General features: G+C 58.1%; 16 protein-coding genes. 15 read left to right on the top strand and 1 reads right to left on the bottom strand.

Annotated features, from left to right (window positions below; genetic code table 11):
* Positions 1–104 precede the first annotated feature (104 nt).
* The 6 genes from BUE18_RS07770 to icd all read left to right on the top strand — a co-directional run bounded on the left by BUE18_RS07770 (position 105) and on the right by icd (position 4,299).
* On the top strand, positions 105–284 hold the full coding sequence (locus BUE18_RS07770) for a hypothetical protein (protein WP_073474574.1): 180 nt from the start codon (positions 105–107) through the stop codon (positions 282–284).
* Between the two features lie 181 nt (positions 285–465).
* Complete coding sequence (locus BUE18_RS07765; protein ID WP_073474572.1) at positions 466–1,347, top strand: YicC/YloC family endoribonuclease; 882 nt, start codon at positions 466–468, stop codon at positions 1,345–1,347.
* Between the two features lie 15 nt (positions 1,348–1,362).
* On the top strand, positions 1,363–1,731 hold the full coding sequence (locus BUE18_RS07760) for a DUF370 domain-containing protein (protein WP_425290463.1): 369 nt from the start codon (positions 1,363–1,365) through the stop codon (positions 1,729–1,731).
* Positions 1,718–2,320, top strand: a complete 603-nt coding sequence (gene gmk / locus BUE18_RS07755) for a guanylate kinase (RefSeq protein ID WP_073474570.1) — start codon at positions 1,718–1,720, stop codon at positions 2,318–2,320. The genes BUE18_RS07760 and gmk overlap by 14 nt, the downstream gene beginning before the upstream one ends.
* Positions 2,317–3,066 carry a 23S rRNA (guanosine(2251)-2'-O)-methyltransferase RlmB gene (gene rlmB, locus BUE18_RS07750; protein ID WP_073474568.1) on the top strand — a complete coding sequence of 250 codons (750 nt, stop codon included), beginning with the start codon at positions 2,317–2,319 and terminating at the stop codon, positions 3,064–3,066. Before gmk ends, rlmB begins: the two co-directional genes overlap by 4 nt.
* A gap of 6 nt (positions 3,067–3,072) precedes the next feature.
* Positions 3,073–4,299: an isocitrate dehydrogenase (NADP(+)) gene (icd, locus tag BUE18_RS07745; RefSeq protein WP_073474566.1), complete on the top strand. Its 1,227-nt coding sequence runs from the start codon at positions 3,073–3,075 to the stop codon at positions 4,297–4,299.
* Positions 4,300–4,573: 274 nt separating this feature from the next.
* On the opposite strand, the gene BUE18_RS27870 is transcribed toward icd, so the two are convergent.
* Positions 4,574–4,744, bottom strand: a complete 171-nt coding sequence (locus tag BUE18_RS27870) for a hypothetical protein (RefSeq protein WP_170868296.1) — start codon at positions 4,742–4,744, stop codon at positions 4,574–4,576.
* A gap of 145 nt (positions 4,745–4,889) precedes the next feature.
* On the opposite strand from BUE18_RS27870, the gene BUE18_RS07740 reads away from it, so the two are divergent.
* The 9 genes from BUE18_RS07740 to BUE18_RS07700 all read left to right on the top strand — a co-directional run bounded on the left by BUE18_RS07740 (position 4,890) and on the right by BUE18_RS07700 (position 12,821).
* Positions 4,890–6,923: a PAS domain-containing sensor histidine kinase gene (locus BUE18_RS07740; RefSeq protein ID WP_170868295.1), complete on the top strand. Its 2,034-nt coding sequence runs from the start codon at positions 4,890–4,892 to the stop codon at positions 6,921–6,923.
* 30 nt (positions 6,924–6,953) lie between these two features.
* On the top strand, positions 6,954–7,601 hold the full coding sequence (locus tag BUE18_RS07735; RefSeq protein ID WP_083610848.1) for a methyltransferase family protein: 648 nt from the start codon (positions 6,954–6,956) through the stop codon (positions 7,599–7,601).
* Positions 7,602–7,630: 29 nt separating this feature from the next.
* The gene (locus BUE18_RS07730; RefSeq protein ID WP_073474562.1) at positions 7,631–8,389 is read left to right on the top strand and encodes a ComF family protein; all 759 of its coding nucleotides are present in this window, start codon (positions 7,631–7,633) and stop codon (positions 8,387–8,389) included.
* Between the two features lie 19 nt (positions 8,390–8,408).
* Positions 8,409–9,212, top strand: a complete 804-nt coding sequence (locus tag BUE18_RS07725) for a carbon-nitrogen family hydrolase (protein WP_073474560.1) — start codon at positions 8,409–8,411, stop codon at positions 9,210–9,212.
* A complete protein-coding gene (gene rfaE2, locus BUE18_RS07720; protein WP_073474558.1) occupies positions 9,184–9,660 on the top strand; it encodes a D-glycero-beta-D-manno-heptose 1-phosphate adenylyltransferase in 477 nt (158 codons plus the stop codon). The genes BUE18_RS07725 and rfaE2 overlap by 29 nt, the downstream gene beginning before the upstream one ends.
* Positions 9,661–9,664: 4 nt before the next feature.
* The gene (gene pgeF, locus BUE18_RS07715; RefSeq protein ID WP_073474556.1) at positions 9,665–10,444 is read left to right on the top strand and encodes a peptidoglycan editing factor PgeF; all 780 of its coding nucleotides are present in this window, start codon (positions 9,665–9,667) and stop codon (positions 10,442–10,444) included.
* Positions 10,445–10,515: 71 nt separating this feature from the next.
* Complete coding sequence (locus tag BUE18_RS07710; protein ID WP_083610847.1) at positions 10,516–11,316, top strand: dihydroorotate dehydrogenase electron transfer subunit; 801 nt, start codon at positions 10,516–10,518, stop codon at positions 11,314–11,316.
* A 64-nt stretch (positions 11,317–11,380) separates the two neighbouring features.
* The gene (locus BUE18_RS07705; RefSeq protein WP_073474554.1) at positions 11,381–12,091 is read left to right on the top strand and encodes a hypothetical protein; all 711 of its coding nucleotides are present in this window, start codon (positions 11,381–11,383) and stop codon (positions 12,089–12,091) included.
* Between the two features lie 433 nt (positions 12,092–12,524).
* On the top strand, positions 12,525–12,821 hold the full coding sequence (locus BUE18_RS07700; protein WP_244549295.1) for an HPr family phosphocarrier protein: 297 nt from the start codon (positions 12,525–12,527) through the stop codon (positions 12,819–12,821).
* Positions 12,822–12,840: the final 19 nt, after the last annotated feature.

Below are 12,840 nucleotides of genomic sequence, written 5' to 3'. Positions count from 1 at the left end.
GGTGCAAACGGTGCGGTGGCGTTTGTATGGATTGGCGGGCAAGGTCGTCAGGCACGCACGGGAGGTTATTCTGAAGGTGCGGCGCGGCGGCTATGGAGTGATGCGTGAGATACGACATCGAAGTTATGAGTTTTGTCATGGATGACAAAAGCTGCGTTCAATGGTTTGCGGAAAAAAGACTTGGCAAAGGTCTGAGGGAGGGGTGCGGCCTTTTCCTTAGAAAGCAGGTTGAGGATTCTTCCCTGGCCATCCTGGAGGGGGCGATGAGTCCGCCGGACTCCTAAAACAAGGGCTGAAACGCCCTGAAATGTTCAAACCACCCCTCCGGCAAATCCAATCGCGGATTTTGGGCCTTGTGTTGCTCCTTTACGCCGGCCGGACAACACGGTATAATAAATAATTTTAGCCGGGATGCCGTATAGACCCGGCGCTTGATATAAAAACACCACAGACAGGAGTCTTGACGTGATACACAGCATGACCGCGTTTGCGAGAGGGGAAGCGCAAGGCGACGACAAAACCATTTCCGTGGAAATCCGGTCCGTGAACCACCGGTTTTGTGAGATCGCCGTGCGCATGCCCAGGCCCTGGATCGCCCTGGAGGAAAAAATCAAAAACCGCATCCGCCAGGCCCTTAGCCGCGGCCGGGTGGACGTGACCGTGGAAGTCCGCAGCCAGGGAGGATCGTCCCAGGTTTACGAGGCCGACGCGGCCCTGGCCCGAAATTACTACGAGGCCGTCAAGGAGGTCCACGAAGCCCTGGGCCTGTCCGACCCCATCCCCATTGACAGCATCATTCGTCTGAACGGGGTCATCAACGCCTCCTCGGTCAAGCCGGACCTGGAATCGGACTGGAGCCTGCTGGAACAGGCGTTGAGCCAGGCCCTGGACGCCCTGTCCTCCATGCGGGAGACCGAAGGCGAAGCCTTGCATGAAGATTTCTTGGGCCGTCTGAAAAAGCTGGAGGAATCCCTTGAGTCCGTTTCCAGCATGGCGGCGAGCCAGCCCGAGGTTCATTTGGAGAAGCTCAAGGAGCGCCTGGCCGCCCTTTTGGAAGGCGCCGCCGATCTGGATCCGGCCCGTCTGGCCCAGGAAGCCGCTTTCCTGGCGGATAAATCGGACATTACCGAGGAAATCGTCCGCGCCCGAAGCCATATCGCCCAGTTCAGGGACATCCTGGACCAGGAGGAGCCTCCCGGACGGTCTCTTAACTTCCTGGCGCAGGAACTGCACAGGGAGTTCTCCACCATGGGCTCCAAATCCTCGGATGCGGGGCTGTCCCACGTGGTTGTGGCCGCCAAGGCGGAGGTGGAAAAAATTCGGGAGCAGGTCCAGAACGTGGAATAAGGCCCGGGGGGATTTATGGAAAAGAAGGCGGAGCGGGAAAAGGCCGGGCGGGAAAAGGCCGAACGGGATTTTGAAAACAAACGCCAGTACCTGACCGGGCTGAGGCCCGACCCCATGCTGAACATCGGCTTCGGCAACCGGGTGGCGGCGCACCGGGTGGTGGCCATCGTCACGCCCAACACCTCGCCCATGAAGAGGCTGAAGGACGAGGCGAAAAAAGCGGGCAGGCTGGTGGACGCCACATGCGGCAGAAAAACCCGGGCCATCCTGGTCATGGACTCCAACCACGTGATTCTGTCCGCCATTCAGGCCGACACCCTGGCCCAGCGCTACGCTGCGGTCAGGGACAAGAAAGAGGAAGGAACGCAAAATGAGCCCGAATAGCCGGGGCAGACTATTTATTATGTCCGCCCCCTCCGGAGCGGGCAAGACCACCCTCAGGGAGGCCCTGTGCGCAAGACAGCCCAACCTGGCCTATTCGGTGTCCCATACCACCCGCCCGCCCCGGCAGGGGGAAAAGGACGGCGTGGATTACAATTTCACGTCCAAGGAGGATTTCCTCCAGGGCATTGAAGAGGAGCGCTGGGCCGAGTGGGCCGAAGTCCATGGCAATTATTACGGCACCAGCGCCCGTTTTATCGCCCGCTGCCTGGACCGGGGATGCTTCGTGCTCCTGGACATCGACGTCCAGGGCACGGAAAAAATCCTCAAACGCTTTCCCCAGGCCGTCACCCTGTTTATCATGGCGCCATCCATGGAGGTTTTGGAGCAGCGGCTTTCAAGCCGGGGAACCGATGCCCCGGAAGTGATCGCCAAACGCCTGGAAAACGCCAAGGGCGAAATGAAAAAACGGAGCCTTTATAAGCATATACTGGTGAACGACGACCTGGAAACGGCCATCAACGAACTGGAAGGCGTGGTGCTGCAATACGGCGCGCCTCCCCCTTGCCCGGAGGCGGAGCGGCGCTCATGAAAACGGAGCTTTTATACGGCATGCACCCGGTGCGCGAGGCCCTTTTGGCGGGAAAAAGGCAGTTCCTGGCGGTTTACGTGTCGGAATCCCGCACCGGCGAAGGCAAGGAGGAAATCCTCTCCCTGGCCCGGGAGCGCGGCATTGAGGTGAAAACCCCGGATCAATCCTTTTTTAAAGGCCAGGACAGAGGCGGCCAGGGAGTGGCGGCCAGGGTCAGCCTTTTTAAACCCATAGCCCTGGAGTCGCTTGTTAAAAAGGCGGGCGGCGAACAGCCCCTGTTCTTTTTGCTGCTGGATGAAATAAACGACCCGCAAAACTGCGGAGCGTTAATGCGCACCGCCTTGTGCGCGGGAGTCCACGGCGTGATCATGCCGGACAAGCGCTCGTCTCCCTTAAGCCCGGCGGTCTCCAAAGCCTCCGCCGGAGCCCTGGAGCACATGCCCGTGGCCAGGGTCGTCAATCTGGTCCGATCCATGCAATACCTCAAGGACCAGGGAGTATGGTTTTTCGGCCTGGACGCCCGGGCCTCCGGCACGGTCTGGGAGGCGGACCTGACCGGTCCCGCCGCCGTTGTCGTCGGGAACGAGGGCAAGGGGCTCCGGCCCCTGGTAAGAAAGGAATGCGACCAACTGGTCTCCATTCCCCAAGCAGGCCCCTTGGGGTCGTTGAACGCTTCAGTTGCAGGCGCGCTTTCCATGTACGAGGTCATGCGCCAACGCAGAATGTCAGTCAAGTCGAAAGGGTAAATAAAAATGACAATGCAAGGAACGAAAATCACGGTTTCGGACGACGGAACGTTGAACGTGCCTAACGACCCGATCATTCCTTTTATAGAAGGGGACGGGACCGGTCCGGACATCTGGGCGGCGACCCAACTGGCCCTGGACGCTGCAGTCAAATACGCTTACAAGGGCGAAAAGCAGATTATCTGGAAGGAAATCCTGGCTGGAGAAAAGGCCTTTAACCTGACCGGCGAGTGGCTGCCCCAGGAAACCCTGGACTCCATCCGGGAGCACACGGCGGCCATCAAAGGCCCCCTCACCACCCCCGTGGGCGGCGGCATCCGCAGCGTCAACGTGGCCATCCGCCAGTTGCTGGATCTCTACGCCTGCGTGCGCCCCACAAGGTACATCCCGCCCATGCCAAGCCCGGTGCGGGAGCCCGAGAAGGTGGACATGGTGATTTTCAGGGAAAACACCGAAGACCTTTACGCAGGCATTGAGTTTGAGTCCGGAACCGAGGAAGCCGACAAGCTGGCGGCCTTTCTGACCAAGGAGTTCGGCTCCAAAGTCCCGGAAAAAGCCGGCATAGGCATCAAGCCCATCAGCGCCCAAAACACCAAAAGGCTGGTGGCCATGGCCATTGAATACGCCATCGCCAATGATCGCGCCTCCGTCACCCTCATGCACAAAGGCAACATCATGAAGTTCACCGAAGGCGCCTTCGCCAAATGGGGCTACGAGGCCGCCAAGGAACGCTTCGCCGACCAAACCATCACCGAACAGGAGCTTTGGGACGACTTTGACGGAAAACGCCCCCAGGGCAAGGTGGTCATCAAGGACCGCATCGCCGACATGCTCTTCCAGCAAGTCCTCCTCCGGCCCGACGAATTCGACGTCATCGCCACGCCCAACCTGAACGGCGACTACATCTCCGACGCCCTGGCCGCCCAGGTCGGGGGATTGGGCATGGCCCCCGGCGCCAACATCGGCGACGGCTGCGCCGTGTTCGAGGCCACACACGGAACCGCGCCCAAATACGCCAACCTGGATAAGGTCAACCCCGGCTCCCTGATTCTCTCCGGCGCCATGATGCTGACCTACCTGGGATGGGAGGAGGCCGCCCAGGCCTTGCACAAAGCCCTGGCGAAAACCATCGGCCAAAAGCGGGTCACCTACGACCTGGCCCGGCAGATGCCCGGGGCGACCGAGGTGAAATGCTCCGAATTCGCCAAGGCGCTGGCGGAAAATTTATCATAATTTTGCAGATATGGGCCTGGCATTATGCCAGGCCCATGTTTTTTTACGGCGCCCCTTCCCCTCCCTTCAAATATAACGCTTTTTGTCATATTTACTCATGTAAAAAGATCGATATTTTAGGAAACGCCCCCTGTTGACCGGCGTTTCTGCAATCGTACACGCAATCGCCATACCCCGCACCAGTACTTTGATGTGTGACGAGACTCACACCCTCAAGCCAATAACTTTCTTGAAAAAAAAAGAAATTCCTATTACAAGATTATCGTTATCGGTATTAAAAGCCTTTTAACACCGATTCAGGTAAAACCCATGGGAAAACGGAATTCCGCCCTTGGCCGCCGGTTAAGCCCAGGCGGAAAGGCGGCCATAGCATTGCACCCAAAAGGGCATGCTGTTTTCCCAAGTCATTTTTCTTGTTTTTTGATTTATTTCCGTATTCGGTCATTTTACCGTCGCCTTGAACAACAGCCTGTCAAAGTGCGGAATACTTGTTAAAGGGTGGAGAAGCCATGAAGCGGGCCAGGGTTGAAATATCCCCCAATCGCCTGGATGGATCCGGGGGGAAAGGCCGTGCACAGGATGATGGCGCCGTGTTTGAAACGCTTTACAACAAAACTCCGGTAATGATGCAGGCCCTGGACGTTCAGGGGAACATCATCAGCGTCAATGACTATTGGCTTGTTAATCTGAATCTTTCCAGGGCCGAAGTCCTGGGGCGCCCTTTGCTTGATTTTCTCAGCCCCGAATCCCGTATACATGCGGTGAAGGAAGTACTTCCGGCGCTGCAAACCGAAGGGTTTGTCTCCGACGTTGAACTGGAGTTCCAAAGCAAGCGCGGCTCGCTTCTGGAAGTTTCCTTTTCCGCAGTTAAAGACAAAACCCGGGAAGGCGTTGAATGCTTTCCCGGCTTTCTCACGGACATCTCTCGCAGGCGCGCTTCCGAAAAAAAACTGGAGTTGGATGAAGCCCGCCTGGAAGCCCTGCTTTCCCTGTCAGACCTGAAAACCCTCGAGAACTCCTCGGAACAGGAAATCATCCAGAAGATCCTGGAAGACGCCGTGCTCCTCACGGAAAGCGAAGGGGGCTACTTCCACTTTGTGAACCAGGATCAGGTCAATATCGAGCTTTTTACGTGGTCCAAGGCGGTCAGAGATCAGTGCAAAGCCCCCCGGGACAGTAAATATGCCCTGCATGAGGCGGGCATATGGGCCGACTGCATCAGGACCGGCGCTCCCCAGATCCACAACGACTACCCTGGCCATCCTTTAAAAAAGGGCTATCCGGAGGGCCACATTCCCATCCGCAGGCACATGAGCGTTCCCATTTTCGACCGGGCAGCCATGATAGCCATCGTGGGGGTGGCCAACAAGGAAGAGCCCTACGACGAATCCGACGTTCGCCAGTTGACCCTTTTCGCCCAGGCCTTGTGGAACCATATCCGGGACAAACGGGGCCGGGAAGAGACCAAAGCCCTGGAATTGAGGCTCAGGCAATCCCAAAAAATGGAAGCCATGGGCGCCCTGGCCGGCGGCATCGCCCACGACTTTAACAACATCCTGGCGCCCATCATCGGCTACACGGAAATGGAGCTGGACGAGGCCATCAGCGAACAAAGGCCCCATGACGGCCTGGAGGCCATTCTCAAGGCAAGCTACCGCGCCAGGGACCTGGTCAAGCAAATCCTGACCTTCAGCCGCGGCGCCGAGCACGAAATGGGCCCGGTGCGCATCCAAAGCATTATCAAGGAGTCCATCAAACTCATCCGCTCCTCCTTTCCGTCCACCATCAACATCAGCCAGATGATTGACGAAAAATGCGGCCCGGTCCTGGCCGACCCCACGCAGATTCACCAGATCATCATGAATCTCTGCACCAACTCGCTCCATGCCATGCAGGATCGGGGCGGCTCCCTGGATATCAGCCTGCGGGAGATGGAAGTGCACTCGCCGGATCTGTCCCTGTTCCCCAATCTTATGGAGGGTACGCACCTGCGCCTGGCTATCAGCGATACGGGCAGAGGCATGGAGCGGGAAACCATGGAGCGGATTTTCGAGCCTTATTTCACCACCAAAGCCAAAGAGGAAGGAACCGGGCTCGGCCTTTCCGTGGTGCACGGCATCGTCACCAGCATCAACGGCGCCGTTAAAGTCTATTCGGAGCCCGGCAAGGGCTCTTCATTCCATGTCCTGCTGCCCGTCATGCAATCCGCCGAGCCTGAGGTGGATTTGGAGCCCCTGGACGCCATCCCCCACGGAAATGAAAGCATCCTGGTGGTTGACGACGAGGAAATGATGGTAACCATGGTGGAAAGCATGCTGGAGCGGCTCGGATACACGGCTGAATGCGCCACCAGATCCACCGACGCCCTGGCCTTGTTCAAAGCCGATCCCAATGCTTACGACGCCTTGTTCACCGACCTGACCATGCCGGGATTGACGGGCGTCCAGCTTGCGCAAAAATGCAAGGAAATCCGGCCCGATCTGCCTGTGGTGCTGTGCACGGGGTTCAGCGAAAGAACCACCGGCCATATCCTCGACAGCGTGGGCATAAAAGTCACGATGAACAAACCCATTGTGATTCGCGATCTCGCCCTGGCCTTGCGCGAAGCCCTGGACCGCCCCTAACCGCCCCATAGCGCTCCCTAAGAGGCTGTCATGAAACATGACCTGCAAGGCCTTTCCCCCTTGATAATGTCCGCCGCGTTAATCCTGGGCATTTGCTTTTTCTCCTTTTTAAAATACCGCCATTGGAGCGGCCCGGCCCTCAGTCTCGGCGTTCTTATGTCCGCGGCATACATCCTGTGGCTGATCGTGGAGGCAGGGACGTCCGTGCGCGATAAAAAGGCCGGCAAAACGGAAAAAGACAAAGGAACCCTGGAATGGTACGCTTTCTCCCAGGGCGGAGTCATTCTGACGGCGCTGGGCTTTTCCGCGCCCCGGCAAGGGATTTCCCCGTGGATGTTTCTTGGCCTGCTGGTTTTCGCCTCCGGGGTCTTGTTCCGCCAATGGGCGGTCCGGGAGTTGGGGGCCTTTTACTCCCACCGGGTGCGCATTCGAAGCGAACATCAAATCATCCGAACCGGCCCTTACAGGTGGGTGCGCCATCCGGCCTATTCGGGCATGATCCTGGCCCATATTGGCGTGGTTCTTTTTTTCGGAACCCTTCCCGCCCTGGTTTTTCTGTGCTTGTTGATCGCCGCCCTCGTCTCCCGGATTCGCGTGGAGGAAGCGGCCTTAGCCGATTTGACCGGCTACAAGGAGTTTTGCAGCAATAAAAAGCGCCTGGCGCCCTTGGTCTGGTAGCCGGGGTAAACCCTTCCGGCGGCGAAGCCATGCTGACTGCATCCGTCAACATTTTGAAAAACGCCTTTCTGGACGCCCTGTATCCGCCCAAATGCGCGGCGTGCGGGGAGTTCATCCCCGAGGCTCCGCCCTCCCCCTTCCCCAAATTCCTGTGCCCGGATTGTCTGATGGATTACGCCCCCGCGGTCTCCCCCTTATGCCTGAAATGCGGCATGCCCTTTGTCTCCCCCGAAGGGCCGGACCATTTGTGCGGCGGCTGCCTGGAAAAGAAAAACCGATTTAACATGGCCCGGGCCGCCGGCGTCTATGACGGCCCCTTGCGCACCGCCATCCATCGCCTGAAGTACAATCAAAAGACGGCCCTGGCCCCGCCCATGGGCGGCATGCTGGAGCAAGCCTATATGGATCATTACGGCCCCGGATGCGCGGATCTGGCCGTCCCGGTTCCTCTGCATAAGAAAAGGTTGCGGCAAAGGGGTTTCAACCAGGCCCTTGTTCTGGTAAAACATTGGGGAAGGAATAATGGTCAGTTTCCGCCCGTGGAAGCCAGGGCTCTCGCCCGGGTGCGCTGGACCCAAACCCAGGCCGGGCTCAAAGCCAAGGAGCGCGCCAAGAACATTCGGGGCGCATTCGCCGTGGTCAGGCCGGATTTGGTCCGCGGCAAAAACGTGCTTTTGGTGGACGATGTTTTCACCACCGGCGCCACGGCCAACGAGTGCGCCAAAGCGCTTTTAAAAGCCGGCGCAAAAAAAGTGGACGTCCTCACCCTGGCGGTGGTTGTGCGTTAATTCTATTTAAAAAGGAAAAATGGTGCAGAAACCTAAAGCCGGCCTTGTTCAATTCGACGTCAAGCTGGGAAATCCCCGGGCAAACATCGACCATGCCAGGCGGGCGATCCAGGACCTGGCGGATCAGGGCGTCAACCTGGCCGTACTGCCTGAAATGTGGTCCTGCGGGTTTGACTATTCCGCGTTAAAGGAGCACGCCGCGCAAACGCCCGCCGTCCTGGACGAGCTGTGCAGCCTGGCGGAGAAACTAAACATGGCCGTCTCCGGGACCATGCCGGAGCTGACTCCCGAAGGGGTGTACAACACCCATTATTACATCAACGAAAAAGGAGCCGTGCAGGCTGAATACCGCAAGGTGCACCGGTTCACCCCGGCGGGCGAAGGCGAGTTTGAGCCGGGCGCCCGGTCCGTGCTGGCGGCCGCTCCCTGGGGAAAAACCGGCCTGCTCACCTGCTTTGACCTGCGTTTTCCCGAGCAAAGCCGGGCTCTGGTTCTGGCCGGGGCCATCGTGCTGATCGTCTCCGCCCAATGGCCGGCCGTAAGAATCAGGCATTGGGAAGTGCTGCTGCAAGCCCGGGCCGTGGAAAACCAGGTCTTTGTCATCGCCTGCAACCGGTGCGGCAAGGACCCGGGGCTTGTTTACGGAGGCCGATCCGCCGTCATCTCCCCGTGGGGCGAGGTTATATCCAGCGCCGGAGGCGGGGAGACCTTGCTGACGGCCTCCCTTAATCTGGAAGAAGTGAAGGACTTTCGCACCAGCATTCCCTGCCTGGAGCATCGAATTCCGGAGGCTTATGATCTCAAAAATATTACCGAAAAATGAACTGATGCAAGCCGTTGAAAAAGCCAAGGCGGGAAACCAAACCGTGGTTTTCACCAACGGATGCTTTGACATCCTCCACGTGGGCCATGTGCGGTATCTGGCCGAGGCCAAAAGCCAGGGCGACGTTCTGGTTCTGGGCCTGAATTCCGACCGCTCCGTGCGGGAGATCAAAGGCCCCAAGCGGCCCATTGTTCCCGAGGCGGAGCGCGCCGAGGTTTTGGCCGCCCTGGAATCCATTGATTTTATATCCCTGTTTGACGAGCCGGACCCGCTGAACCTCATCCTGGCCGTCATGCCCCAGGTTTTGGTCAAGGGCGCGGACTGGCCCGAAGACCAGATCATCGGCGCCAAGGAGGTCAAAGAGGCAGGAGGCAAAGTCGTGAGGGTGGATCTGGCGGAAGGCGCCTCCACCACCAACATCATCCAAAAAATATTGGACCAGGGGTAGGGCCATGCTGGAACCGGGAAATAACGGAACCCTACTGGTGCGCACGCCGGGGTTGAGCCGCTTTAACGAGATAGGCCACGGGTTTTTTTCCAGGCACGGAGGGGTCAGCCAGGGGGAATTGGCCTCCCTGAACATCGGAACGGCGGTCAACGACGACCCGGACCTGGTGAGGGAAAACAGGCTGGCCATCGCCAAGGCCATGGGCGCCGATCGCCTGGCTTTCGTCAAGCAGGTGCACGGCAAGGAGGTGGTCGTCCTGGACTCGGCGCCGGATAAAAGCCCGGACCCGCTTTGGCAGACGAACCTGGAGGCCGACGCCATAGTCACCAACCTGCCCGGCGTGTTTTGCGCCGTCGCCGTGGCCGACTGCCAGCCCATATTGCTTTACGATCCCGAAAAAAAGGCGGTGGGCGCGGTCCATAGCGGGTGGCGGGGCAGCCTGCAGAATATTGCGGCTCACGCCGTGGACGCCATGGTCCGGGCTTTTGGATGCAACCCGGCCGGCATGGTCGCCGCCATCGGCCCGTCTTTAGGCGCCTGCTGCGCAGAGTTCATCCATTATCGGACGGAAATTCCCGAAAATTTCTGGAAGTACAAGGACGAAAAGGACCATTTTGACTTCTGGGCCCTCACCCGCGACCAGTTGACGGCGGCGGGCCTGGAAAGTCAAAACATCGACTGCGCAAACATCTGCACCAAGTGCACGCCGGAGCATTTTTTCTCGTACAGGGCGAGTCGCGCCGCGGGCCGCTTCGCCGGAGTCATAGGCCTCAAGCCCGCGTAAAAGAGTATCGACTTACAAACCGGGTTCTGCTAATCTTAAGGGGTTAATTTTACTTTACGGGAGAGCACGCCTTGAAATTATTCGACACAACCGCCCTGGTCCTGGAAAACAAGGAAATCCAGCCTGGATATTTTCGCATGGAACTGGCCGCCAATGACATCGCCTGCGCCTCGGCGCCCGGCCAGTTTGTGATGGTCAGCCCCGGCGACTCCATCCAGCCTTTGCTGCGCAGGCCCTTTTGCGTTCATGACGTGAAAGAAGGAGCCGACGGCAAATGGATTCTGAGCATCCTGTTTGTCGTGATCGGGGAAGGCACCCGGATTCTATCCCGGAAAGCGCCCGGAGAGACGGTGCAGGTGCTGGGGCCTTTGGGCAAGGGATTCTCGTTGAATACGGACACGGAGGAGTGCCTGCTTGTCGCCGGAGGCATTGGTGCGGCCCCCATGGTGTTTTTGGCCAGGTATCTGGCCCAGGAGTTCAGCCCGGTTTCATGCAAGGTGCTGTTGGGCGCCAGGACGGCCAACGACGTGTTATGCCGGGACGTGTTCGAGCAGATCGGCCTGGAAGTGCAGGCAGCCACCGAAGACGGCGGCCTTGGCGCCAAGGGCTTGGTCACGGCCCTGCTGGACAAGGCCTTGGAGGGAGATTCGGCCAGGCAAATTTTCACCTGCGGCCCCATGCCCATGCTCAAGGCGGTCGCCGCCATGGCCAGGGAGCATAATACCCCCTGCCAGGTTTCCGTGGAAGCCGCCATGGCCTGCGGGATGGGCGCCTGCCTGGGTTGCGCCCTTCCTAAAAAGGAAGGCCAGGTCAAGCATCTGCACGCCTGCATGGACGGTCCGGTCCTGGACGCCGGGCTGTTGTGGAGTTAGTCGTATAGTGATATGGGGGGCGCTTCGCCTTCCCGGATCTTATTCTTCAACCCTGGAGGGGGAATTGAAAGAGTTTGCCGCCCGGTGCCTGATCCCGTTTTCCATTCCGGCCTTCACCTTGTTTTTCATTTGCCGGCTTTTTCCCCATAACGTCTTGCTGGCCCTTGTTTCCGGCGCCTTGTTCGCCCTCACCATCGCTTACCGGTTCAGCCGGTTCAAGACATCCCTGGCCATCTACGCCATAATTCTGGGAACCTTCGGGGAATTCCTTTGCTGCAGGGCGAATATGTGGGTGTATAAGCACCCTACGGCTTTTTATCTGCCCTTGTGGATCCCCTTTATATGGCCCATTCTGGTTACCAACCTGTGGGAAATCAGCGTATACATCCTGGATGTTCTGGACAAAAAGTCCAAAGCCTTGCGCATCGGTTTTCTTGTGTTATGGGGAATCCTCATAATCGGGCATGTGGCGTTTACGTCCTATTATCTTAACAACATAGTCGCCTGGATTCTGTTGGGCTTTTTCCTGCTGGTGCTGGCTTTTTCCCGCAAGCCGATAAACATCTGGTTGTATGTCGCAGTGGCTGCAGGAGGCTTTTTCGGGGAGTTCGTGTGCGTGCAATACGGCGTATGGTATTACACCCGCCCTGTTTTTCAAAGCATCGGCATGCCCTTGTCTCTGCCTGCGGCCTGGGGGGTTTCCGCAAACGTCGTGTGGCTGCTCGCCTCGGCGCTCCCCTTGTTTGGGAGAGACAAGCCCGCAGCACAAGAATAGCTTTACTCAAACCCGGCGCCGTCCGCCTTGTGCGAGGCGTTTTCATCGTTTTTCGGCGTTTTTTTTCGCCTGAAAAAAAACAAATCAAGAACTTCGCTCTTGTTTCCGATTGAATGAATTGATATCAAGCGTGGTTTCGCAGCATCCGGTCCATGGACTTTTTTCATGCAAGAACATATGACCGGTTCGGCCGCGCCCCTGGATTACTAACGCAGCCTCGGGCGGCGCTGCAGGCCCTGTCCGGTTTTATGGATATAATCCGGCGAGGGAAAACCGCCGGTTTGGATTGACACCAGGGAAAGAGCCCCTATAATTAAATGACATCCAGCCGATTGCCTCCAGGCTTGCCCCCGATTTTCCGCCGTTTTTTTTAGGCGCCGCATGGTTTGACATGGGCATGGATCGGTGCTAATTTATTATGTTTTGAATGCTAATGAACCAGGAACGCAACGAGGATATGCAGGAAGTTACGCTGATCATCAAAAACGAACTGGGCCTCCACGCCCGATGTGCAGCCATGGTGGCCAAAACAGCCTCCAAGGCCAAGGGCGCCGTGTTTTTAAGCGCCAGCGGAAACACTGCCGACGCCACGGACGTTCTGGACATGCTCATGCTGGCGCCCCACGCCGCCCAAGGCATGGAAATTTCCATTGCCGTCCAGGAAGCTTCGGACGCAGAAATCCTGAAGGAACTGGCCGCACTGGTCGAAGACGGATTTGGAGAGTATTAGGTCCGCAGAGCCCATGGCC

The organism is Desulfatibacillum alkenivorans DSM 16219, assembly GCF_900142135.1.
Classification (GTDB): domain Bacteria; phylum Desulfobacterota; class Desulfobacteria; order Desulfobacterales; family Desulfatibacillaceae; genus Desulfatibacillum; species Desulfatibacillum alkenivorans.
The sequence above is the reverse complement of the archived record's forward strand: the minus strand, read 5'-3'. Positions and strand labels throughout refer to the sequence as shown.

Coding starts and splice junctions, on each gene's coding strand:
- BUE18_RS07760 (WP_425290463.1), top strand. CDS start 1,363: ATGGAAAAGAAGGCGGAGCGGGAAAAGGCCGGGCGGGAAAAGGCCGAA.
- gmk (WP_073474570.1), top strand. CDS start 1,718: ATGAGCCCGAATAGCCGGGGCAGACTATTTATTATGTCCGCCCCCTCC.
- rlmB (WP_073474568.1), top strand. CDS start 2,317: ATGAAAACGGAGCTTTTATACGGCATGCACCCGGTGCGCGAGGCCCTT.
- icd (WP_073474566.1), top strand. CDS start 3,073: ATGACAATGCAAGGAACGAAAATCACGGTTTCGGACGACGGAACGTTG.
- BUE18_RS27870 (WP_170868296.1), bottom strand. CDS start 4,744: ATGACCGAATACGGAAATAAATCAAAAAACAAGAAAAATGACTTGGGA.
- BUE18_RS07735 (WP_083610848.1), top strand. CDS start 6,954: ATGAAACATGACCTGCAAGGCCTTTCCCCCTTGATAATGTCCGCCGCG.
- BUE18_RS07730 (WP_073474562.1), top strand. CDS start 7,631: ATGCTGACTGCATCCGTCAACATTTTGAAAAACGCCTTTCTGGACGCC.
- BUE18_RS07725 (WP_073474560.1), top strand. CDS start 8,409: ATGGTGCAGAAACCTAAAGCCGGCCTTGTTCAATTCGACGTCAAGCTG.
- rfaE2 (WP_073474558.1), top strand. CDS start 9,184: ATGATCTCAAAAATATTACCGAAAAATGAACTGATGCAAGCCGTTGAA.
- pgeF (WP_073474556.1), top strand. CDS start 9,665: ATGCTGGAACCGGGAAATAACGGAACCCTACTGGTGCGCACGCCGGGG.
- BUE18_RS07700 (WP_244549295.1), top strand. CDS start 12,525: ATGAACCAGGAACGCAACGAGGATATGCAGGAAGTTACGCTGATCATC.